Below are 24380 nucleotides of genomic sequence, written 5' to 3' on the forward strand. Positions count from 1 at the left end.
AAAACAACTACATCGTTCAAATTATATTCAATTATAACTAGTTATAATTAATTATATTTAGTTATAATTAATTATATTAAAACAAAAGGGGATTTTTTTATGAACAAGTTTACATTGCGATCCATCGGGGCACTTATACTTTCTTTTCTTCTTATATTTAGTGTTGCATGTACAAACGGAGATAAGAAAGAGAAATCAATTGCTAAAGAAGAAAAAACAGTCGAGCTGACTATCTCAGCTGCTGCAAGCTTACAAGATGCATTAAAAGAAATTGAAAAACAATATAAAGAAAAAGAGCCAAATATTCAACTTTCTTTTAACTTCGGTGCTTCTGGTGCACTTCAACAACAAATTGAACAAGGTGCGCCTGCCGATTTATTCTTCTCTGCAGCAGAAGATAAATTCCAAACCCTTGTTAAAAAAGGCTTCATTGATGAAAAAGAAGAGAAAAACCTTCTTGGAAACGAACTAGTTCTAGTCGTTCCAAAAGATAGTTCTCTTACAAAATTTCAAGATTTAAAAGATGAGAAAATCAAAAAAATTGCACTTGGTACACCCGAATCTGTACCTGCAGGAAAATACGCAAAGGCTTCTCTTACACATGAAAACCTTTGGAATGACATTCAAAATAAAGTCGTATTTACAAAAGATGTTCGCCAAGTGTTAACATATGTAGAAACAGGCAATGTTGATGCTGGTATTGTATACAAAACAGATGCCCTCATTTCAGACAAAGTAAAGATTGGCGAGAAAGCAACAGCTTCCTCTCATGAGCCAATCCACTATCCTTTAGGGGTTATAAAAGAGTCTAAGCATAAGAAAGAGGCGAATTCATTTTATGAGTATTTGCAGTCAAAAAATGCGCAATCTATCTTTAAGAAATATGGATTTACAGTCCTGTCATAAGTCCAATGAACTTTGATGCTATTTTGTCACCAATCTTTCTATCTTTGCAAGTAGCTGCATGCGCCACAATAATCGTTACAATTTTAGGAACGATTATCGGGCGGGCGCTAGCACGCTCCTCCTGGAGATATAAAGTAATACTAGAAACTATTTTCTTGTTACCAATGGTACTTCCACCAACTGTAATTGGCTTTTTTCTCATTATCATTTTCGGAAATAATAGCCCGATCGGAAAGTGGATTGAATCATTATTTCAGCAGTCCATTATGTTCACATCTACTGCTGCTATCATCGCTTCTACGGTTGTTGCATTTCCGCTTATGTACCAATCAGCGAAGACAGGGTTTTCTATTGCGAATGTACAAATTGAAGAGAGCGCTCGTGACCTTGGCGCTAGTGAATATCAAGTTTTCCTACACGTTACACTTCCGCTTGCATTTCCTGCATTACTAAGCGGGATGATTTTGAGCTTCGTTCGTGCACTTGGTGAATTTGGTGCTACACTCATGTTTGCTGGGAACATTCCTGGTAAAACACAGACAATCCCAACTGCAATTTATATGGCTATTGATGCAAGTAATATGCAACTCGCTTGGACACTTGTAATTATAACGATTAGCATGTCACTTCTATTCTTATTATGTATTCAACTGATTAATAAGCGCATCACCACTTCCTAAAGCAGCTTTTTTCGAAGCTGCTTCTTTATTTCTTAGGAAATAAAATATTGGGATAGGAAATAACTGAATTTTACTTTTTATTCAAATATACATTTTATTTGAATTTACTTTCTAAAATAGGCAATTTCCTGTTATTATATGGAGGTGTTTCAAAAATTGAAGAAATGAAAACGCATTTATATCGTAAGTTCTTCATCCTGTTTTAGCGATCGGTAATCTTCTACTCTATTAGTGGTGCATTACCGATCGTTAGAACGATATGTAATTATATTGGTATAGTGAAATGAAGGGAGTCTTGTAATGGACATTTTATTAGCGCTTCTTCCTGCGATTGCATGGGGAAACATCTTATTAGTAAGCGTAAAAATGGGCGGTGGTGCATATAGCCAAACGGTAGGTATGACAATCGGTGCTCTATTCTTCGCAACAATTATGTATGTATTTACTCAACCAACTTTAACAATGACAGTCTTGATTGTTGGCTTTATTTCAGGTTTATTCTGGGCTTTAGGACAAGTGAACCAATTAAAAACAGTTGAAAAGCTAGGTGTTTCTACTACTGTAACAATTTCTACTGGTATGCAACTTGTTGCAACTTCTATTTTTGGAGTTATCGCTTTCCATGAGTGGACTACTACAACAACGATTGTTCTGGGAACGATTGCAATCCTATTAATCGTAGTTGGTGTTGTATTCACATCATTAGATGATAAAGAAAATGCACAGCCACCAGGACAATTGAAAAAAGGACTTCTTACTTTAATTGTTTCTACTTTCGGCTATCTTGTATATGTAATTATTATTCGTTGGTATAACATTGATGGTTGGTCTGCTATTTTACCACAGGCAGTTGGTATGTTTGTCGGTGCAGTTGTACTGACATCTAAACATAAACCATTTAACAAATATGCAATTCGTAATGCTTTGTCTGGTTTACTATGGGGAACAGGAAACTTATTCTTACTTCTTTCCTTACCACGTGTTGGAGTAGCAACAAGCTTCCCATTGTCTCAAACTGGTATCGTTATCTCAACTTTCGGTGCGATTGTCTTCTTAGGTGAAAAGAAAACAAAACGTCAATTGATCTTTATTGCACTAGGTAGTGTTTTAATTATCGGCGGCGCTGTATTACTTGGTATGACGAAAGCATAAGTTTATAATTTATCAATCCCTGAAGCAGTTATGCTTCAGGGATTTTTCATTGCAAACAACTATTTTTCAAATATAACAATCTCTATAGCCCTTTTTGCCTCACTTCTCCTCCCTCCAATTTCATTCTTTTCTCTATAAGCCTTTTCTTTTTACAAAAATCTCTTAAAAATGGTATCGTTTTTTATAACATATTCTCATCAGAAAGGAATAAAGGACATGCCTAATAAACATCGAATTTTATTTATTGGTGCTGGTCGTATGGCAGAAGCTATATTTTCCGGATTACTGAAAACAAGCAAAGAATACATCGAAGAAATTATCGTTTCTAACCGAAGCAACGTAGAAAAGCTAGAACAATTACAAGAACAATATAATGTGTCTATTACAACAGATTGGAAGCAACATGTTACATCTGTTGATACGATTGTTTTAGCAATGCCACCTTCTGCACATGAAGAATTATTAGTGGAATTATCTCCGTTACTATCGAATCAACTTGTCGTAACGGTAGCTGCTGGCATTGGCCCATCTTATTTAGAAGAAAGACTTCCAAAAGGAACACCTGTTGCTTGGATCATGCCTAATACAGCTGCTGAAATTGGCAAGTCTATCTCCTTATATACAATGGGACAATCAGTAAATGAGATGCATCAAGAAACCCTGCAACTGCTTCTAAGAGGCATTGGTACTTCGCAACTTTGCACTGAGGAAGAAGTGCATCAACTTACTGCAGTTACTGGAAGTGCACCAGCCTTCCTTTATTACTTTGCTGAAAGCTTAATTGAAGCAACAAAGAGTTATGGAGTCGATGAAGCAACTGCAAAACACCTTGTCATTCAAATGATTTCTGGCTCTGCTTCTATGCTTGAACAAACACAAGATCCAGCTAACCTCCGCGAACAAGTAACAACACCAGGTGGTTCCACAGCTGAAGGGCTCAAAACTTTATATGAATATAATTTTTCGGAGGCAATCCAACAAGCAGTTGAAGCAACAAATAAAAAAGCTAGGGGGAAATAATATGAGTTTAACAAGTTTAAAAGACTATACAACACTTCATAATGGTGTGAAAATGCCTTGGTTCGGTTTAGGCGTTTTTAAAGTAGAAGATGGTTCAGAAGTAATTGATTCTGTAAAAGCAGCTATTAAAAATGGATACCGCAGCATCGATACTGCAGCAATCTATCAAAACGAAGAAGGCGTTGGACAAGCGATTCGTGAATCAGGTGTTTCACGTGAAGAATTATTCATTACATCAAAAGTGTGGAATAGCGATCAAGGCTATGAAACAACACTTCAAGCATTTGAAACTACATTAGAAAAATTAGGTCTAGAATATTTAGATTTATATTTAGTACATTGGCCTGTAAAAGGGAAATATACTGAATCATGGAAAGCATTAGAAAAGCTTTATAAAGATGGCCGTGTTCGCGCTATCGGTGTGAGTAATTTCCACATTCATCATTTGCAAGATGTATTTGAAATCGCTGAAATTAAACCAATGGTCAACCAAGTAGAATACCACCCACGTTTAGCTCAAGAAGAATTACACACTTTCTGTAAAGAACATAACATCCAGCTTGAAGCTTGGTCACCATTAATGCAAGGACAACTACTGGATAACCCAACATTACAAGAAATTGCGACAAAATATAATAAATCAACTGCACAAATTATTTTACGTTGGGATTTACAAAATGAAGTTGTAACAATTCCTAAATCAATTAAAGAACATCGCATTATTGAAAATGCAAATATATTCGATTTTGAATTAAGTACTGATGATATGAAAGCAATTCAAGCTTTAAATGAAAATCATCGCGTTGGTCCAGATCCAGATAACTTTAACTTCTAGTAGAAAAACCACTGCCATATGCAGTGGTTTTTCTGTTAAAGAAAACTGAAAATTTAAACTATATTTCATTAGGTTGACACTTTATTATCCGAGGTGTAAGATTTTGAATTATCAAAGAAACACAAAAATTAATAAAATTTATTCGTTTACTCATTGTATCAAGAGAGGTGGAGGGACTGGCCCTTTGAAACCTCGGCAGCAGGTTCATTTTGAATACTGTGCCACTTCCTGCAAGCTTTATGCTTGAAAGATAGAATGAGGGACTTCGTTTATATACGGGTGCATAACTTGTACGTAAAAATCCCTCTTTCTCGATCTGAAAAGAGGGATTTTTTGTTTTTCATTTCCCTCATCATCATCCAAACTTATTAATTATTTAGGAGGAAAATCAAATGAAAAAGAAGTTTGTACCCGGTATTGCATCAGTTGTAGGAGTAAGTATTTTATTAACTGGTTGCGGTAGTTATAAAAACGAAGCAAGCGGAGCAAATGCAAAAGACGAGGCACCTAGTAAACAAGTTTTAAACTTATCTTCCCCTACTGAAATACGAACAATGGATACAGCTCGTGCTACAGATACTGATTCTGGCCAAGTAATGAGAAACGTATTTGAAGGTTTGTATAATCTTGGTGAAGGTAATAAACCTGTTCCTGGTGTTGCAAAATCTCATGAAGTAAGTGGCGATAAAACGAAATACACATTCCATTTACGAGATTCAAAATGGTCAAACGGCACTCCTGTTACCGCGAAAGATTTTGTCTTCGCTTGGCAAAGAGCTGTCGATCCAACAACAGCCTCTGAATATGCATTTCTATTCTTTGATATTAAAAACGCAACAAAAATTAACAACAAAGAACTTCCAGCCGAACAACTTGGTGTAAAAGCAATTGATGACCATACGTTTGAGGTAGAATTAGAGCGTCCTGTTCCGTATTTTATTAGCTTAACAGCGTTCCCAACATTTCTACCAATTAACGAGGAATTCTTTAAAGCACAAGGTGATAAGTACGCTTTAGAAGATAATACACTCTTGTACAACGGAGCTTTTACACTAAGCGATTGGAAGCACGAACAAAGCTTTAAATTCAAGAAAAACTCTACCTATTGGGATAAAGATAATGTCAAACTGGAAGAAATCAATTTTAATGTCGTAAAAGAAAAATCAACAGAAGTGAACTTATTTGAGTCCAAACAATTAGACCGTATCAAACTAACATCTGATTTCGTGGATAAATATAAAAAGGATGCTAACTTCAAAGAACGTCCGAACGTAGGCGTACAATTTTTACGTATGAATCAACAAAACAAAGTGCTACAAAACGTTTCTGCACGCCAAGCAATTGATCAAACTATTGATAGAAAATCCTTTGTAAATACATTATTAAATGATGGCTCTACACCAACCTTTGGTCTCGTACCAAAAAACTTTGCAAAAGGACCTGACGGAACAGACTTCCGCGTTGCAAACGGCGATTTAACAAAGGTTGATACAAAATCGGCACAAGAATTATGGAAAAAGGCAAAACAAGAACTTGGATCTGAAAAAATAACGTTAGAATTATTAACAAGTGATGGTGACCTTGAGAAGAAAACTGGTGAGTTCCTAAAAGGACAGCTTGAAAAGAATTTAGATGGATTAACAGTAAATATAAAACCGCAACCGCGTAAGCAACAAGTTTCACTTTTATTAAAAGGTGACTACGAAATTGGAATTGACGGTTGGAGCCCTGACTTTGCGGACCCAATTACATTCCTTGAACTATTTACAACGAACAACCCTTATAACTTAGATCACTACTCTAATAAAGAATTCGATGACACAATTGAAAAAGTAAAAACGACTTTAGCTGGTGATGAAAAAGCACGCTTTGATGCATTACTAGCATCCGAAAAAATATTATTTAAAGACTCTGTTATCGCTCCTCTTTACCAAAAAGGTGAATCTTATTTAGAACGTTCTTATGTGAAAGGAATTGTGCAAGTAGACTTTGCAGGTCAATTAAACTTCAAATGGGCAAAAATCGAAAAATAAAGTGAAACTTTAATCAGTGGGGGTTTTGTTCATCACCCACTGATTATTAGTTGAATCAATCGGGCTTTTACGGGCAGTTGATCCCCCACCTAACGTCTTTGCTTTCGCTGAATTTTGAGGTGAGGGGCTTACTATCCATTAATGCGGGATAAATTGCAACTTTAACCAGCGTTATTCCACCATACTAATTATTTTTGCGTAAAATGCATTAAAAGCAGGTCCCTTAATGCACGAAAATCTACTTTTTTAATATATTATTTCGAGAAATTAACATTCTGTTTTTATTATTGACATATAGTTATTTATAGTGTTAATATTCTAAATAATCAAAGAAACGAAATATTTCACCATCAAAATATAATGTCTACTACGTTGAAACATATAACGTCAGATTATAGTTCAACACGTATATACATATAGAATACCTGATTACCTATAAAAAAATATTCATAATAGGTTTTATCTCCTTCTATAGCTACTTCAAGACATGGACATTATGACGTTACGAACAACACATTTAGGGAGGAAAGAACAATGAAGAAAAAAGTCGTACCTGTTGTTGCATCTGTTTTAGGGGCAAGTCTACTACTAACTGCTTGTGGGGGAAATAAAGATAATGCAAGCGGAGCGAAAGCAAACGATAAAGCACCCGATAAACAAGCAATTAACTTATCATTTGCTTCAGAAATTCCAACGATGGATGTTGCAAAAGCAACGGATGGGGAATCCATGAACGTAATGCGTAATGTTTTTGAAGGTTTATATGCAATGGGAGAAGATAATAAGCCTATTCCTGGCGTTGCTGAGTCGGTTGACATTAGCCCTGATAAAACAAAATACACATTCCATCTTCGCGATTCGAAATGGTCAAACGGCACTCCTGTTACAGCAAAGGACTTTGCCTTCGCTTGGCAACGTGCTGTAAATCCTGAAACAGCTGCTGAATATGCATTCCTATTCTTCGATATAAAGAATGCGAAACAAATAAACCAAAAACAATTACCAGTTGATCAATTAGGTATTAAAGCTCTTGATGACAAAACTTTAGAAGTACAACTAGATCGTCCTGTTCCTTACTTCTTAAGCTTAACGACATTCGCAACATTCTTACCAATTAATGAAGAGTACTTAAAATCTCAAGGTGATAAATACGGTTTAGAAACAAATCATTTAATTTACAACGGTGCTTTCACATTAGATAACTGGAAACATGAACAAAGCTTCCAGCTCAAGAAAAACCCTAACTATTGGGATGCTAAAACGGTAAAATTAGAAGAAATCAACTTCAATGTCGTGAAAGATAAGTCTACAGAGGTGAACTTATATGATTCAGGACAAATTGATCGTGTTGCTTTAACTGCGGAGTTTGTTGATAAATATAAGGGTGATCCAAACTTCAAGGAACGTGCTGAAGTCGGCATTCAATTTTTACGACTAAATCAAAAAAATGAAACATTAAAAAATCAACATGCACGCCTTGCTATTAACGGCGCGATGAATAAAAAAGCGTACGTAGAAACAATTTTAAATAACGGTGCTGTTCCAGCTGAAGGAATGGTGCCTGCGAAATTCGCAAAAAGTCCAGAAGGCAATGACTTCCGTAAAGAAAACGGAAACCTTGTCAAAGATGATGTGAAAACAGCGAAAGAAAACTGGAAAAAAGCGAAACAAGAACTTGGTACTGACAAAGTAACAATCGAACTATTAACTAGTGATAATGCTTTAGCTAAAAAGACTGGTGAATATTTAAAAGGTGAACTAGAAAAGAACCTAGATGGCTTAACAGTGAATTTAAAACCACAACCACGTAAACAACAGTTGAAGCTACTATTAAGTGGTGATTACGAAATCGGAATTGATGGCTGGGGCCCTGACTTCGCTGACCCAATTACATTCTTAGATTTATTTACAACAGATAGTGCTTATAACTTCGATAAATACTCTAACAAAGAGTACGACGAGCTAATTCATAAAGTGAAAACAGATTTAGCTGGTGATGAAAAAGCACGCTTTGAAGCAATGAAGCAAGCTGAAAAAATCTTATTACAAGACGGTGCTGTCGCTCCTTTATACCAACAAGGTCGTTCTTACTTACAACGCTCTTTCATTAAGGGACTTGTAACAACTGACTTTGGCGGTGAATTTAACTACAAGTGGACAGAAGTTGCAAAATAATAAGTGCCATAAAAAAGGTATCCAATTGTGAAGTGCACCCCAATTGTTAGACACGGTCTAACAATTGGAGGTGCATTTTTTATGCCTCTTTAACTACAGAGCTTCTTCTTCCCTTTACCATTCTTTTATAGCTAAGTAATCACTGCTACTGATTGTGTAACCAATATAATAACTAATAATGAAATAATATTTCTCTCTAAACTAACTACCAAAAATATTATTGTATAATAGCCATTTACTGCATATGTTGTGGGAAATAATTCGCCGATTGTTTGATATGTTTTAGAAAGCATCTCATGTGGTACCTATTGCACCTAAACTTACATGTTTGAACGCTAACGCACCTACCACCAGATTGTTTTAAAAACTTTTTTCATGTATCCACATACGCACAAATCATTTTTGATTTAAATTACGAATTAACCCTTGAAGCCATAAGAAAACAATTTATTGTTAACACATACATAATTACATATTTTTTGGAAAAACTTGTATAGAACGAATTTACATAAGGAGGAATTTATAATGAGAACTCTACTATCCCTTTTATTAGCTCTTATGCTAGTACCTGCATTAACAGGATGTAAAGCTCCTGCAAAAGAAGAGGCAACTTCTGATAAGAAAACGACTGAAGAAGCAAAAAATGAGGCTCCTGCAGACTTAAAACTAAACTTTAATGAATTTAGTTTAGATGCAGACTATCAAGATACGAAGAAAGACTACGAAGCTGATTATAAAAATGTAGCAGCTGATAAAAAAATGGAAGCAAAGCTTGAAGACCATAAAACAAATGCAAAGTTCACAGGTGATGAGGCTATTACAAAATTAAGCCCACTTCTACAAGAATTAAAATTTGATAAAGATACTCCTGACCAAGAAGTAATCGATCAAGTAATAAACGTGTTCAAACTTGATAAAGACTATCAAAAATTCGATTTAGAAGTTGTCTTCTCTGATGGAACGAAAAAAGAATATAAAAGAGAAATAAAATAAAGAAGTAGGCGATTGCCTACTTCTTTATTTTTTATACGGTAATTGCTTGGCTATGCTCCCATTCTTTTAACGTGAACGGTCCGTTCGTAATTAACTCTTTAGGATCTGTTTTTAATGCTATTATTTATTAAAAATCTCAGTTTTCACTTATAATAAAAAAAATTATATTAAAGGAGTTACATGATGGATCCTTTACTTCTAGCTACTATAGGATTACCATTAACAATCGTCATACTTGTCATCATCGGGTTCTACAAACTCTTCATTAAAAAGAAAAGTATTACTTCTTTTTACACCCCCTTCGATAATATTACCGGACAAACTATTTCCGAATTTCACGAAGAGCAGAAAGTGTTAGTATGTGAAGATGAAGACGGTGATGGGAAGAAGAAAAAATAACCTTGCGCATGCGCAAGGTTATTTTTTCGCTTCTGTTTGAAAACGTTTATAGTATGTTGATGCTGTTGCAAAATTAATTTCTATATCACGAATCAACGATGAATCTTCTTCTTTAGCTAGCTTCTGTAATTTTTTCATCGCTTGTTCCGATTCGTTTAAGAAACCAACATATAACTCATGTTCTTCCTCTTTCGACTTTGGAACACGAATTTCTTTACGTATATTATCAATATCTTCTAACATGCTCGTTGTTACTTTTTGCACGTCTTCTTTATATGTAGCATTCGTTATTTCCTTACCGCCTTTTTCTTTTGCCACTTCAAATAACTGTAATGCTTTATTGATTTCTTTATTCATTTTCAAATCATATTTTTCATGTACTGCACTGTATTCTTTCATCTCTTCTGTTTGTTCAGTAGATTGCTGCTCTACTTTTTCTTGTGGTTCTTTCGTATCTTTATTTCCATTACATCCCGCTAGAAGGATCATACTTCCCATTACAGCAACACCCAAAACCTTCTTCATCTTTAACTCTCCTTTTATCTACAGCTACTACTCATTATAGTTTCTTTTATCTCCACTTGTTATTATACCGAGAACATCCTACTTTTTACACTTAAGACGCTATCGTAATGTATATACCAACATTTTTGTCACAGTATCGTCACTTTATGCAAATAACTTTTGCATCACTTTACTCTATCAACTTACAAATGGGTAGAAGTTATTTCAAAAAATAAAAAAAGAGTTGATTCAAATATTTCCTTTGAATCAACTCTTTTTTATTAAGCCTCTACATTTTGTTTTTGTTGCAGTTCAAACTGCTTTTCACTTCTTCTTGCCATAAATAAATAACATAGTACAGCACCAATTTCACAAAGAGCTATCACAACACCCATCGGCAATGCTGTATTACTTCCACCAATACCTACCAGCGGCGCTACAAGTGCTCCTGAAATGAACTGTAATAAACCTAATAACGCAGATGCTGTTCCTGCTGCTTGCTTTTGATTTCTCATCGCTAAAGAGAAACCAGTTGTTGATACAACCCCAACACTTGATACAACAAGGAATAACGAACATAACACACCAATTAATCCTATTCCAAGTGCGATTGTAAGTAGTAGAGATATACCACCAACCGCCGCAATAATAATACCAGAAACAAATAATGTTTTCTCATTCACTTTTCCTGCTAAACGCCCCGTAACTTGGCTAGCAATAATAATACCAATACCGTTAATCGCAAAGAACAAACTAAACTGCTGTGGGGATGCTCCGTATATATTTTGCAACACAAATGGTGATCCCGAAATGTACGCAAACATTGCCGCCGTTACTAAGCCTTGTGACAATGCATATCCCATAAACAAACGATCTTTCAGAAGCTTTCCGTATGTTGCCAATGTTCCTGACAGACCACCTGTCTCTCTTTCTTCAGGGGGTAATGTTTCACGTAATACGAACGTCGCTGATAGTAGCATGAATATACTAATTGCTCCAAGAACGATAAAGACACCGCGCCATGTTGTAAACTGTAACAATTGTCCCCCGATAATCGGTGCCAAAATAGGTGCTGCTCCGTTTACTAACATGAGAAGCGAGAAGAATTTCGTCATTTCAGAACCTGAGTACATATCACGTACCATTGCACGTGATATAACGATACCAGCAGACCCTGAAGCACCTTGTAAGAAACGTAAAAGCACTAAACTCCAAATAGATGGTGCAACAGCACAAAGTAAAGAAGAAGCTACATAAATAATAAGAGCAATAATAAGAGGTTTGCGCCTTCCGTAAATATCACTAATGGAACCGACAAATAATTGTCCTACTGAAAGCCCAAGCAAGCAAGCTGTCAATGTAAGCTGCGCAAGGGATGCACCCGTTTGTAAATCATCTGTTAATTTCGGTAAAGAAGGCAAATACATATCAATAGATAATGGTCCAATCGCCGTAAGTGTCCCTAGTACAAGAATCATCCATAACCTGTTTGTCCTTACAGGCTTATATATTTCGTGGTTAACTCCATTCACTTTTTCCATTCACCCTTTCTCATAACTACTAAATCGTAACAATTATAGTTACAACATAAACATACGTCAAGTATAGTACATTTTCCTGTTTCATACCGTAAAAAAAAAGCGATAGAGATTCTATCGCTTTACTTTTTCAAATTACTATTCGTAAATTTAGATACGGAAGACATAGTCTCTCCTGTATCTAAATATGTGATTTGAATTGGATCTCCCACTTCTGTAAACATAGCATATGGGAATTTCTTCACAGGTATCATAAATACTTTTTGTTCATTTTCTAACAGTACGTACACGATTGTATTTTCACCTGATTTTTCTTTATATACTCGTTGTACAATACCTTCTTTTTGCGCTTCTTTTCCATTTGAAGTCGGTCTAAATGAATCTCCACTTCCGCTCAGCGCATTTTTATAATTCTCCAGTGCTTCTTTTTGCGTCGAACCTGTTGCAAATACTTTCGCATTAGAAGCATATATGACAGTATGAGCACGTACTAATCCTCCGTCATCAATAACAGGTACAATCCAAGAAGGTTTTCCATACACGTTATAAATAACCGGCATCGTTCCATGCCACTTCTCTCTTTTAAAGGAATTATCCACTACTTCTGAAGCGGCTGAACCATCCATAATTCCTTTTACTTCTTTTCCGTTATAATAATACAGCTTACCTGTACGCGCATCAATAAGTGAGTAACCTAACGCAGAATCTACTCCTTCTTTTGGAGAAGTAAAATCGGTAAAGTAATATAGAGTTCCATCCTTACCGAAGATTGGTGTAACTCCTTCTTTCGTCCCCCACTCAGTTGGAATCTTCATATCAGTTTGCGAGAATTTTGTATTCCAAAATCCGTGAATATATTTACCGAAGTACGTATTTAACGTAGATGCGGTCTCGTGATTTAATACGCCATCAACAAATTTAGGTGCCTTTCCTTTATCGTATCTTTTTACCTCACCTGTTTGTGCATCTACTACTACAACACCCTCTACCTCAAATCCTGATCTTCCTGAAATAAATTCACCATACGTCATTGTGTAATACGGTTTTCCTTTATCGTCAACTTCGAATTTAGGTTTCCCTTTAAAGATTAAATTTGGTTCTGCTTGTCGTACAACACGCTCTAATTTATTACCGAAAAACATGCTTGGTACATACTTCATTTTATAACCGAGATGCAGTTTCGCTTCCGCATCAGGATTCGTACCTGACATCGTTACGTACCCTGGAATCGTCTCAGCTTTACGCGCTTTAAAAAATCCTGAGACTTCAATTGGCGCTACATATAAAGCCTCGCCATCTACCATTTGTGGCGTTAATTCTCCTAGTTCAAAATAAGCAACTTTCGGAATATCCCCAAATACTTTTTTCATCTTATTCTCCGCAGTTTTTGGCGGAACTGTAAACGGCTGATCATTTTCAGTAAATGGCTCTGAAATCTCTTTCTCTACCTTAACAACAGAATCATACTTCTTTTGCGTGATTACTATATCATGCAAATAACCAAAATAGCCGTAACTTGCGAGTAAAACAAACATGAGAAGTCCTTTTAATGTCCCCTCTAACTTACCTACCTTCTCTTGTGAAAATAAAACAAGCCCAATTAAAATTGCTACTGCAACAGAATAATGAGTAAGAATCGAATCTACTCGATCATCAATTAGCCAAAGGTATTCATAGATTGCTATACCGATCCAAAATAAAATAGGAATAACTAAAATAGATGATTTCTTACCCTTTACAACCTTCTCATCCCCTTTCTTATCCACCGCTCGAAGTTTATTACTACCGCCTCGTGTCCATGGAATCAAAAACAAAGTGAGAATAGCTAAAACTAAAAATTTCATCAAAGGCAATGTCCCCTTTTCTTTTGTTTTCCCTTTCAGTATAACAAATAAAGGTTAATAAGGTAAAAATGGGAATGATTATGCTTTTTTACTACTTAATACAACTCCACTCACTACATATAAGATGGATGCAATATAAAAAATCGTACCAATTGTAAAGAAGTCTACTAAATACCCCGTTGCAATAATTGCTATTGCGCCTCCAATTGATGTCCACACATGATATTTCCCAATCTCATAACCAGCCTTTTCCTGTGCAACCTTTCTTGCTAGCGACGTTTTCTCTGTATTACGCTGCACGGCACCTAAAATCCCCATTACAATTTGAAGAATATACACATGCCAAACTTCACTGGCAATAGGGAAACAAAGCATTAATATCGCCATAGACCAAGCATATATGATTAATAATTTTCTATCGCCTACTCTATCAGACACCTTTCCTACTAACGGATATACAAGCGCTGCAGTTAAAGCAAATAAGCCATAAGCCCATCCAAACTGTGAGAAGCTGTTCCCGACATTCCGAAGCAATAGAATGTAAAAAGGAAATACCATACTTCCTGCCATCATAATGATACTTTGTGAGGCTACAAATCTTCTATATGTCATTTCTTATACTCCCTATAAAATAAATTCATAAATCTCTCTTCTGGATCTACGTCCTTCTTCTTCTGAAGGAATTCTTCTATACGAGGATATGCCCTCCTTAACTGCTCTTTCGTTGGATAAGAATAATACGGCAAATAATAACTACCGTTATGCTTTAATGTAACATCAATCATTTTTCGAATGACACCCTCTGTTTTCTTTATTTCATCTTCAGAGCGCCCTTGATTAATTAAAAGAACTAACGCAAACATATCATCTTTCGCATAGGATAAAACTGCATTTTCATTCTTTTCCACGTAACGGATCGTGATATTGAGTAAATTCAGTTCCTCTTCACTTAATACGGTACGTAAATCATCTATATATTCCGTGAAGGAGCCTATAGGAACAAAGTATTCTTGTAACACTTCTGTAAGGTTCGGATTTTCATATTCCATAAAAGCACTATCTGATCTCATCACATTATTCCGCGTCTCAAACTGTCCATCTGTACGCTCAAAATAACTTCTTTGTATATCCCAAAATGTATTCTTTCCCCAATCACTATAACGTGATAATCCAAGCAAAAATTTCGGTGCTGCTATAATATTTTCTTCTTTTAATTTACTGTACTCTTCCAGCCTCTGTTGATTTTCTACCAATACATAATCTGTCACATACATTTCTCTTAAAAATGAATGTGGAGCGACAGAAATACGCGCTAAGTGCATACGAACATTTTCATCTTTTCTTACCTTCTCTTTGAAATACGTCGTATATTCTTTATAATCTATCATTCTCGTGTGCATTTCATATAATTCATCATCTGTTAAATTCAGCGTCACATCTAAAATGACACCAAATAGCCCATAACCACCGATGACATAGGGAAATAAATCCGCATTCTCTTCTCTACTTACATTACGTACAGTACCATCTGCCATTAATAGTCGAAATGATTCAACTGTATCAATCAATGCTTCATGACGAATATCACGTCCATGTACATTTACACTTAATGAACCACCAACCGTAAAAATATTTTGAGACTGCATCACCTGAACCGCAAGACCATATGGATTTATTTTCTTTTGAATATCATTCCATGTAACACCGCTTTGTACCCTAATCCTCTTTTTCTCCGGATCAAACTCTAATATTTCGTTATATCCTTTCATATCAAGCATCGTACCGTTCGGATAATACGTCTGTCCGCCTTGGCTATGTTGCATACCCGCAATGGAAATCTTCTCTCCTGAAACCTTTGCATCTTGCACTAATTTTATTAACGAATGTTCATCCGTAGCACTTTCAACACGTTTTATTTTTGTCGGAAGCAATTTACCTACATCACTCATAATAGGATGATCGAGTTGTTTTTTATACGTCTGTATAGACGCTGTTAACAACACCGTATACGCTATAATGACAACTACTATCTTTCTTTTTTTCAAATGGCACTCTCCTCTTCTAACATTCTTCCTCTTCATATTGTACCTATTTTCCTAAGAAGAAAGTATTAACAAAAAAGAGAGAGCCCACTTATTTCAGGTCCCTCCCTCATCAAGACTATCACTTTGCTGCTGGCAATTGTATTGGCTCAAACTTTATTCCTCTCATAACAACATGTTTCAAGAAATACTTAAATATGATGTAAAGAAAACAACTAATTTCAGGAGGTCATTATGAAAGCTATTATTTGCACAAAGTATGGACCACCTAATGTTCTCCAGCTTCAAAATATAGAAAAGCCTAAACCTAAAAAGAATGAAGTATTAGTTAAAATTCACGCAACAAGTGTAACGACTGGAGATTGTAGAATACGTGGCTTTAATAGCCCCCTCTTATTTTGGGTTCCTATGCGGATTATATTGGGTTTCAGAAAACCTAGAAAACCTATACTCGGCGTAGAATTATCCGGGGAAATCGAAGAAGTAGGAACGGATGTAACTCTATTTAAAAAAGGAGACCAAGTTTTTGCATTAACAGAGCTTAATGTTGGTGGTTATGCAGAATATACATGTGTACATGAAAGTGGATTAGTAGCATTAAAACCTACCAATGTGACGTATGAAGAAGCCGCAGTTATTCCCTTTGGCGGAACTTCGGCATTACACTTCCTAAGAAAGGCCCGTATAAAAAGAGGGCAAAAAGTGCTCATATACGGCGCATCTGGATCCGTAGGAACAGCTGCCGTACAACTTGCTAAATATTTCGGCGCAACCGTTACGGCTGTTTGTAGCAATTCAAATTTTGAACTAGTGCAATCTTTAGGGGCTGATAAAGTAATCGATTATACGAAAGAAGATTTTACGAAGCAGGGTGAATACTATGATATTATATTTGATGCTGTTGGAAAACATAAAAGATCCCTTGGAAAAAAAGCATTAACGCCTACTGGTGTATATGTATCTGTTAATGGCATGATGGCAAAGGTAAGTAAAGAAGATATGTTTCTACTAAAAAAACTAACTGAAACAGAAAATTTAAAGCCTGTTATTGATAGAACTTATCCGTTAGAAGACATTTCAGAGGCCCATATGTACGTAGAAACAGGGCGCAAAAAAGGAAACGTTTCGATTACCTTAAAATAAAATATATTCTGAAAATATTGTTGACAATTCTTTTTGTAAGATTTACTATTAGTACCATATTAAAAAACTACATACACATACTCTTATCAAGAGTGGCGGAGGGACTGGCCCGATGATGCCCGGCAACCGAGCTTATAACGTATAAGCTAAGGTGCTAATTCCTGCAAAACGAGTTTTCGTTTTGGAAGATAAGAGAGGAACCTATTTTGTCTATTCGGCACCTCTCTTATTTTGAGAGGTGCTTTTTATTTTGGAATGTATATTAAGGGGGAATTATAGATGAAGAAAGTATTACTAAGCATTGTAAGCGGAGCAGTACTATTATTAGGCGCATGTAGCGCCAGCTCAGATAAAGAAGTTAAGGCATTAGATGAGAAAAAGATTACTGTCGGTGTAACAGGCGGACCACATGAACAAATTTTTGAAAAGGTAAAAGAAGTTGCAGCAAAAGATGGTCTCGAAATTGATGTAAAAGTATTTAATGATTATGTAGCACCGAACGTATCTTTAGATGAAAAAAGCCTTGATGTAAATAGCTATCAAACGAAATCGTATTTAGATGTATTTAAAGCCGAACGCAACATGAAATTAACGGAAGTATTTTCAACAGTAACATTCCCTATGGGTGTATATTCTAAAAGCTTAAAAGATATAAAGGAATTAAAAGAGGGCGACGCAATTGCTGTACCAAACGATCCGACGAATGAACTTCGAGCTTTGAAACTGTTCGAAAAAGCAGGGGTTTTAAAGGTTGATCCAAAGGCTACAGAAAAGGCAACTGCGAAAGATGTAATTGAAAATCCAAAAAAATTAAAAATTGTTGAATTAGAGGCATCTCAATTACCAACACAACTAAGCGAAGTGAAAGCAGCTGCAATCAATACAAACTTTGCATTAGGTGCAAAATTAAGTCCAGCGAAAGACTCTATTTTCCGCGAGGGGAAAGATTCACCGTATGTGAACTGGGTCGTTGTTCGTACTGAAAATAAAGATGATGCTGTCGTAAACAAATTAAAGAAAGCTTATCAATCTAAAGAAGTAAAAGAATTTATCGAGAAAAAATTTGATGGTTCTGTTTTACCGTCTTGGTAGGAGCTGACTATAATGATCGAATTAAAAAATATTTCCAAAGTATTTTCAACAAAAAAAGGGAATGTCGAAGCTCTTAAATCAACTTCTCTTAAAGTGGCAAAAGGCGAAGTATTTGGAATCATCGGCTATAGCGGCGCTGGTAAAAGTACATTAATTCGCTGTGTAAATTTATTAGAAAAGCCAACGACAGGACATATCATTGTTAACAATCAAGACTTAACAACTTTATCGACAAAAGAACTAGCAAAAGCGAGACAAAAAATCGGGATGATTTTTCAAGGATTCAATTTACTTAAAACTGTTACCGTTTATGAAAATATCGCATTACCGTTACGCCTTGCTGGTATTCCAAAAGCGGAAATTGAAAAAAGAGTAGAAAAGTATTTACGCATTGTCGATCTTTTTAATCGAAAAGATGCATATCCAAGTGAGCTTTCTGGCGGTCAAAAACAGCGTGTTGCGATTGCTCGTGCACTCTCACATGAACCTGAAGTTTTATTAAGTGATGAAGCAACGAGCGCATTAGATCCAGAAACAACCGATTCTATCCTTGATTTGCTATTAAAGATTAACGAAGAAATTGGAATTACGATTTTACTCATTACACATGAAATGAATGTCATCCAGCGTATATGTGATCGCGTTGCCGTTATGGAACACGGATCTGTAGTCGAAAGCGGGACTGTGAAAGATATTTTCACAAACCCACAACATGTAACGACGAAGAAATTTGTAAACAGCGCATTTGCAGCAAAAATTCCAGAAGAAGTACAAAAAGAACTACAAACTACTGGTGAGATTGTAACTCTTTCTTTTATAGGAAATGCTTCAGGAGAGCCAGCATTAGCTGTCGCTACAAAACGTTTCCAAGTATATCCGAATATTTTGTCCGGTAATATTACACAGTTAAAACATGAGGCATATGGGAGACTTGTCGTTCATATGCAAGGGGAAGAAAACGAAGTACACCGTGCTTTATCATTTTTACAAGAGCAAGGGATCATCGTAGAAGGAGGTAGAACAGACTATGGGAAACAAGTCCTTTTTGGATGAATGGGGTAACGTAATATGGGAAGCAACCATTCAAACATTTCAAATGACATCTATTTCATTACTTATCTCTATTCTTATTGCACTGCCACTTGGTGTCACACTTGTTTTAACGAGACCTGGTGGACAGCATGAAAATAAAATCATCTATCCTATTCTTAATACAGTTATTAATGTCATTCGCTCTCTTCCATTTATCATTCTATTATTCTTTATTTTACCTTTCACAAAGTTTCTAATGGGAACATCCATTGGCGTAAAAGGTGTTATCGTACCGCTTGTCGTCTTCACAGCTCCTTATATTGCACGTTTAATGGAGACAGCTTTACTAGAAGTAGATCGCGGCGTCATTGAAGCTTATCAGGCGATGGGGGTTTCTACTATAAAAATCATTTGGCACGTTATGGTGAAAGAAGCCCGTCCATCTCTTGTACTTGGATTAACAATTGCAACAATCGGCTTAATTGGCGCGACAGCAATGGCTGGACTTGTAGGTGCTGGCGGGCTAGGGGACTTAGCATATCGCTTCGGACATTTACGCTACGAACCTGAAGTAATGTATGCAACCGTCTTTATTCTGATTATCCTCGTTCAAGGATTACAGTCTTTAGGGAATGGTGTTGCACGAAGATTGAAAAAAGATTAAAAAAAGAAGGTATCTCACCAGGGGGAGATACCTTCTTTTTATCTTTTAAATCCACCTTCTGAATGAATAACTTGTCCAGTAATCCACTCTGCTTCTTCGCTTACTAAAAACTTAATAAGCCTTGCTGCATCCTTTGGCTCACCAATTCTACCGAAAGGAAACATTGGTTTTAAACCTTGCTTTATCTCTTCAGTCATCCAGCCTGTATCGGTCGGACCTGGATTAATTGCATTCACTGTTATTCCTAAATAAGCTACCTCAGCTGACAACGAACTAGTAAGAGCGTCAATAGCTCCTTTCGTTGTTGCATACGCCAATTCTCCAACCATAGGACCTTGAAATTGCCCCGAAGTCATATTAACAATTCTACCACCAGATTTTTTATCAAATCCTCGGGCAAATTGACTACTGAGCAATGTGGTCGCACGAATATTTACCATGTAATGCTTATCGAGCTCTTCAGCAGTCAAATTAGAGAAGTCATTATTTGTAGAATACGCTGCATTATTAATTAATATATGAGGGTATCCTAGTTGTTCAGTAACTTTATTTATAAGCTCTTTCGGTGCATCATTCTGAGTTAAATCTAACTCCATACTTGATACTTTGACACCGTTTTTTAATAACTCTTCTTTTAATTGTATTTGTTCGTTTTGCTCAACGCCCCAAGGCATCTCTTTATCATACTCTGTCCAATACGTAAAAAAGATATCATATCCTGCCTCAGCTAATTCTTTACAAATCGCTGCTCCTATACCGTCTAAACGACTTACACCTGTAACAACTGCTACTTTATTTTTTAATTGGTTCATCATATACTCCTCCAAGTTTAAAGGACGCATATTTTATATAAGAGATATAAACTTTCCCCACATAGGCATCTGTCCTTACAAAAGGGATGTACAAGCCAAATATGCAGTCCTTGCATGATTTACAGATAGCTAAATAAACTCTCACTTATGAGAGAAAAATTCATCTATCTACTTTCGAATCATTACAAGTTCATCCACATATTGAGTCCTTATCCCCTCTCCATATATCTCCAACTTTTATTTTACCATCAAAAATTTAATATTTCAAAAAATAAAATAACCACTCCTATTTATGAAGTATCATGTACTATAAACCGTAGTTAATAACGCATTTGAATTTAAAGGGATATTACCATTACCTATTCGTTGTATAAGTGTAGGGAGAAAAAATGAAAAGGCAACACTAATTGATAACTATTATCACTAAGTGTTGGTTGATGATATAATTATCTAATCAAGTTTAAGGAGGCTAGTATGTTTAAATTTTTTATCAATGAAAATGTATGTCTCTTTTCTATTGTCCTATTTTCAATATTCTCTACGTCGCTACCATTACAACAAACAAAGGTTTCAGAAGCCCCTGAAACCCCAGTAACAATAATGAATCCAGATGAGCCTTCCAAACCAAAAAACTATATTCAAAGTAAAGATTCAGTGTATGAAGAAACCGGGGGCCTTTACACAGAAGATGATTTCAAAAATGCCATTCCTATGGATAGAACAAAACAGTAACTCCAGACAACTCCATCGAATCTAATCCATCATTTAAGAAACCGCCTACGAGATAACGACATGAAAAAAAGAGTCTGCATTTAGTGATCACCAAATGCAAACTCTTTTCTTATGTACATACAACTTACACCCTTAAAGAACCACGAAATCCTCTAGCAGCATAATAGGAATCTGCTCCATTATGGTACACGAAAACGTGTCCGAAGCGATAATCGCAAAATAGAGCACCACCAAGTTCTCTAATGTCTGAAGGTGTTTGTACCCAACTTGATGATTTCATATCAAAATCTCCAAGTTGTTGTAACTCTCGATATTGTTCTTCAGTTAATAGTTCAATACCCATAGCGGCTGCCACATCAATAGCGTTATTTTCTGGTTTATGCTTCTTTCTTGCTTCTAACGCTTCAAGATCATAACAAAGGCTTCTGCGGCCTTTAGGGCTCTCCTTTGAGCAATCGCAGAAAATATACTCGTCCTTCTCTTTGTCATACCCAACAACATCCGGTTCACCGCCCGTTACTTCCATTTCGTTAAGTGACCATAACTTTTCAGGGGTAGCATTCAGCTTTACCTCAACTTTAGCCCATTCAAGACCTTCATGGCGGTTCATGTTTTTCTCAAAACGAGCTTGTAATACTTTTAATAGTTCTTCACGCTGTTCTACTGGTAATACATTTTTATTCTCTGTCATATTAGTCCTCCGAATTACGTTTCCTTATACTCATTTAAATCTTCTCAATAATGGTTTAAATGCAGTTTACAACAATCTGGCCCGATTGCACAACGAAAAATCCTTGTACGTATATCCATTATATAGTACTAAAATCCTCCATACTTTCCCCAAGAATATAGTGTGAAAACCACATCAAATTCTGCTTCATAATAGCTACATTCATTCCCGGCTGATCAGGACTATATGCCATTCCTTTAAATATAATTAATTCTGTATCAACTTCCATATCCATTAATCCTTGATATAAGTCATATGCATTTGTAACTGGAATTCTTGCATCCTTTTCTCCATGTTGGATTAACGTAGGCGTACAGGCTGATTTAATATACGTCATTGGTGATGTTTTCATATATATCTCTGGATCATTCCATGGAGTATTTCCTAAATGCATCCTAATAAAGTAAGGGATATCTGTATTTACGTAATGAGTACTCCAGTTCGTAATTCCGCCCCCAACTGAAATTGCCTTAAATCTGCTACTAAATGTAGAACAGAAAGCCGATATATATCCCCCGTTACTCCATCCCATAACTCCTACTCTATCTTTATCTACCATCCCTTGATCAACTAGCTTATCCACCCCTGATATAACATCATCATAGTCAGCAAGTCCTTGTTTTTTATAGTTTGCTTTTAAAAATTCATTACCATAACCAGAACTTCCCCTGTAGTTTGGTTCTAAAACGATAAAGCCTTTTTCAACAAACTGTTCAATCGGATATTTCTCATTGAAGCAGTCTGAAAATATCGGAAAGGATGCCCAAGCCGGACCGCCGTGAATTACTACTAATAAAGGATATTTTTTATTTGCGTCAAACGCTACTGGGGTTGATAAAACACCCTCTATTTCAAGACCATCACAACTTTTCCATGAGATGATTTCCCTGTTACTTTTAAGCTTCCCTTCAAAAAAGCTATTTTCATTCGTTATTTTTTCATCGGCCAAATAGATTTCAAAGGTTTCATTTGTTATAGCCTTATTATAGGTTATATGATTTCCATCCTTTGTTATAGAGGCATCTATTATAAAGCCATCTACTTTGTCGCTTAATGCTTCCACAGTGCCATCTTCAGCTAGTAATCCAATACGATAATTCGTTTTATCTTGCCATCTAATTAAAATTCCTCTAGCTGTCCATTGTAATGGCATAACTGTGCTATCAAAACCTGTTAGAGGCTGAATTACCTCTCCATTATTCATATCATATATTTCTAATGTACTGTCTTGTATATGGTTTCTATAGTAATCCTTCTCCCTTATACTCGCTGCATAACATATTTTACTGCCTTCAGGAGAAAAACAAATGCTCCCTCCCAACAACTTGTCTACATTCATCTTTTGTAGTTCCCCAGCTGCAACATCTAATATATATAGATCACCATTCATATGATCGCTCGGGCTTGGTGTAGCCATAAATACAACCTTTGTCCCATCATTTGAAATATCAAATCCATGGATATAAAAATCTTTCCCATCAGTTAATGGATAACCACCGCTAATCTCTCGTTCCTCTTTATCATTTTGTATCACTTTTTCTATTTCAATGTAATATAAACAATTATTCTGATGTTCCTTACCTACATGTTGGAAATCTCCATATCGTTCCTTACGTTTCTTTATCTCCTCACCTTCTTTTGACTGCGTAACATAATAAAAACCTTTACCAGTAGGCTCCCATTTGAATGTACTGATCCCTTCTTCCTCATCAGTAATTTGCACCCCGCCATAACCATCTATTGATTTAATAAAGATCTGATTTTTTCCATTACCAACAGGGCTAAGGTATGCAATATCCCTAGATTTTGGAGACCATAACGGGCATGTACTATCTATATCCACATTTGTTAGCGGGTAACTCTGGCCCTTATCTTTTTCATATATCCATACATGATTTCTATACGTATTGTCTTTCCAGTTAGCTGCCTTCTTAACAAATGCTACGTTCTTGCCATCATCGCTTATGTTTGTACTTGATAAGGTTGGTAATGAAATAATCTCTTCTATACTTAAGTATTTTTTTTTATTTATTTGCATTAATAAGCCCCCTCGT

General features: G+C 35.9%; 22 protein-coding genes, 1 pseudogene and 2 riboswitches. Of the genes and pseudogenes, 14 read left to right on the forward strand and 9 right to left on the reverse strand.

Features of this window, described 5'->3' with window-relative positions:
- The first annotated feature begins 99 nt into the window (after window positions 1-99).
- From modA to ACQKNI_RS24815, 7 genes are all read left to right on the forward strand, one after another.
- Window positions 100-906 (forward strand): molybdate ABC transporter substrate-binding protein, encoded by an 807-nt coding sequence (gene modA, locus ACQKNI_RS24785; RefSeq protein ID WP_427282715.1) that lies wholly within the window; start codon window positions 100-102, stop codon window positions 904-906.
- A 5-nt stretch (window positions 907-911) separates the two neighbouring features.
- Window positions 912-1586, forward strand: coding sequence for a molybdate ABC transporter permease subunit (gene modB / locus ACQKNI_RS24790; protein WP_088232806.1), 675 nt, complete (start codon window positions 912-914; stop codon window positions 1584-1586).
- A 300-nt stretch (window positions 1587-1886) separates the two neighbouring features.
- Window positions 1887-2738 (forward strand): GRP family sugar transporter, encoded by an 852-nt coding sequence (locus ACQKNI_RS24795; RefSeq protein ID WP_098253244.1) that lies wholly within the window; start codon window positions 1887-1889, stop codon window positions 2736-2738.
- A 216-nt stretch (window positions 2739-2954) separates the two neighbouring features.
- Window positions 2955-3758 (forward strand): pyrroline-5-carboxylate reductase, encoded by an 804-nt coding sequence (proC, locus tag ACQKNI_RS24800; protein ID WP_098945785.1) that lies wholly within the window; start codon window positions 2955-2957, stop codon window positions 3756-3758.
- A gap of 1 nt (window position 3759) precedes the next feature.
- A complete protein-coding gene (locus tag ACQKNI_RS24805) occupies window positions 3760-4593 on the forward strand; it encodes an aldo/keto reductase (protein WP_098841483.1) in 834 nt (277 codons plus the stop codon).
- Window positions 4594-4745: 152 nt separating this feature from the next.
- A riboswitch (SAM riboswitch) is annotated at window positions 4746-4850 on the forward strand.
- A 135-nt stretch (window positions 4851-4985) separates the two neighbouring features.
- Complete coding sequence (locus tag ACQKNI_RS24810) at window positions 4986-6626, forward strand: peptide ABC transporter substrate-binding protein (protein ID WP_098841484.1); 1641 nt, start codon at window positions 4986-4988, stop codon at window positions 6624-6626.
- A 534-nt stretch (window positions 6627-7160) separates the two neighbouring features.
- Entirely contained in the window at window positions 7161-8801 is a 1641-nt protein-coding gene (locus ACQKNI_RS24815) for a peptide ABC transporter substrate-binding protein (RefSeq protein WP_098253242.1), read from the forward strand.
- A 79-nt stretch (window positions 8802-8880) separates the two neighbouring features.
- Here the strand turns inward: ACQKNI_RS24815 and ACQKNI_RS24820 are convergent.
- Window positions 8881-9106 (reverse strand): annotated as a pseudogene (locus tag ACQKNI_RS24820) (hypothetical protein); the annotation flags it as partial.
- 220 nt (window positions 9107-9326) lie between these two features.
- On the opposite strand from ACQKNI_RS24820, the gene ACQKNI_RS24825 reads away from it, so the two are divergent.
- Together ACQKNI_RS24825 and ACQKNI_RS24830 are read left to right on the forward strand one after the other, a co-directional pair.
- Window positions 9327-9794, forward strand: a complete 468-nt coding sequence (locus ACQKNI_RS24825) for a YusW family protein (protein ID WP_088232800.1) — start codon at window positions 9327-9329, stop codon at window positions 9792-9794.
- 183 nt (window positions 9795-9977) lie between these two features.
- On the forward strand, window positions 9978-10193 hold the full coding sequence (locus tag ACQKNI_RS24830; RefSeq protein ID WP_098253241.1) for a DUF3951 domain-containing protein: 216 nt from the start codon (window positions 9978-9980) through the stop codon (window positions 10191-10193).
- Between the two features lie 18 nt (window positions 10194-10211).
- Here ACQKNI_RS24830 and ACQKNI_RS24835 read toward each other — a convergent pair whose 3' ends face one another.
- The 5 genes from ACQKNI_RS24835 to ACQKNI_RS24855 form a co-directional block, all read right to left on the reverse strand.
- Window positions 10212-10718 carry a hypothetical protein gene (locus ACQKNI_RS24835; protein WP_088232798.1) on the reverse strand — a complete coding sequence of 169 codons (507 nt, stop codon included), beginning with the start codon at window positions 10716-10718 and terminating at the stop codon, window positions 10212-10214.
- A 260-nt stretch (window positions 10719-10978) separates the two neighbouring features.
- On the reverse strand, window positions 10979-12238 hold the full coding sequence (locus ACQKNI_RS24840) for a multidrug effflux MFS transporter (protein WP_098253240.1): 1260 nt from the start codon (window positions 12236-12238) through the stop codon (window positions 10979-10981).
- Between the two features lie 119 nt (window positions 12239-12357).
- Window positions 12358-14079, reverse strand: coding sequence for a DUF3981 domain-containing protein (locus ACQKNI_RS24845; RefSeq protein ID WP_088232797.1), 1722 nt, complete (start codon window positions 14077-14079; stop codon window positions 12358-12360).
- Window positions 14080-14157: 78 nt separating this feature from the next.
- Window positions 14158-14691: an MFS transporter gene (locus ACQKNI_RS24850; protein WP_088232796.1), complete on the reverse strand. Its 534-nt coding sequence runs from the start codon at window positions 14689-14691 to the stop codon at window positions 14158-14160.
- Window positions 14688-16124 carry an FAD-binding oxidoreductase gene (locus tag ACQKNI_RS24855; protein ID WP_098253239.1) on the reverse strand — a complete coding sequence of 479 codons (1437 nt, stop codon included), beginning with the start codon at window positions 16122-16124 and terminating at the stop codon, window positions 14688-14690. The genes ACQKNI_RS24850 and ACQKNI_RS24855 overlap by 4 nt, the downstream gene beginning before the upstream one ends.
- A gap of 231 nt (window positions 16125-16355) precedes the next feature.
- Here ACQKNI_RS24855 and ACQKNI_RS24860 point away from each other — a divergent pair, with 231 nt between their 5' ends.
- The 4 genes from ACQKNI_RS24860 to ACQKNI_RS24875 all read left to right on the forward strand — a co-directional run bounded on the left by ACQKNI_RS24860 (window position 16356) and on the right by ACQKNI_RS24875 (window position 20052).
- Complete coding sequence (locus ACQKNI_RS24860; protein ID WP_098253238.1) at window positions 16356-17264, forward strand: NAD(P)-dependent alcohol dehydrogenase; 909 nt, start codon at window positions 16356-16358, stop codon at window positions 17262-17264.
- 80 nt (window positions 17265-17344) lie between these two features.
- A riboswitch (SAM riboswitch) is annotated at window positions 17345-17459 on the forward strand.
- 84 nt (window positions 17460-17543) lie between these two features.
- Complete coding sequence (locus tag ACQKNI_RS24865; protein WP_088232793.1) at window positions 17544-18356, forward strand: MetQ/NlpA family ABC transporter substrate-binding protein; 813 nt, start codon at window positions 17544-17546, stop codon at window positions 18354-18356.
- 12 nt (window positions 18357-18368) lie between these two features.
- Window positions 18369-19409 carry a methionine ABC transporter ATP-binding protein gene (locus ACQKNI_RS24870; protein WP_088232792.1) on the forward strand — a complete coding sequence of 347 codons (1041 nt, stop codon included), beginning with the start codon at window positions 18369-18371 and terminating at the stop codon, window positions 19407-19409.
- Window positions 19384-20052 (forward strand): methionine ABC transporter permease, encoded by a 669-nt coding sequence (locus ACQKNI_RS24875; protein WP_088232791.1) that lies wholly within the window; start codon window positions 19384-19386, stop codon window positions 20050-20052. The genes ACQKNI_RS24870 and ACQKNI_RS24875 overlap by 26 nt, the downstream gene beginning before the upstream one ends.
- A gap of 38 nt (window positions 20053-20090) precedes the next feature.
- Here ACQKNI_RS24875 and ACQKNI_RS24880 read toward each other — a convergent pair whose 3' ends face one another.
- On the reverse strand, window positions 20091-20867 hold the full coding sequence (locus tag ACQKNI_RS24880) for an SDR family oxidoreductase (RefSeq protein WP_141524797.1): 777 nt from the start codon (window positions 20865-20867) through the stop codon (window positions 20091-20093).
- 471 nt (window positions 20868-21338) lie between these two features.
- Between ACQKNI_RS24880 and ACQKNI_RS24885 the strand changes: the two genes are divergently transcribed.
- Window positions 21339-21596, forward strand: coding sequence for a hypothetical protein (locus ACQKNI_RS24885; protein WP_249278340.1), 258 nt, complete (start codon window positions 21339-21341; stop codon window positions 21594-21596).
- 124 nt (window positions 21597-21720) lie between these two features.
- Here ACQKNI_RS24885 and ACQKNI_RS24890 read toward each other — a convergent pair whose 3' ends face one another.
- Window positions 21721-22287, reverse strand: a complete 567-nt coding sequence (locus ACQKNI_RS24890; protein ID WP_098357379.1) for a DUF4256 domain-containing protein — start codon at window positions 22285-22287, stop codon at window positions 21721-21723.
- A gap of 118 nt (window positions 22288-22405) precedes the next feature.
- Complete coding sequence (locus ACQKNI_RS24895) at window positions 22406-24364, reverse strand: S9 family peptidase (RefSeq protein ID WP_427282716.1); 1959 nt, start codon at window positions 24362-24364, stop codon at window positions 22406-22408.
- Window positions 24365-24380 lie beyond the last annotated feature (16 nt).

The organism is Bacillus sp. NPDC094064, assembly GCF_050279585.1.
Lineage (GTDB): Bacteria > Bacillota > Bacilli > Bacillales > Bacillaceae_G > Bacillus_A.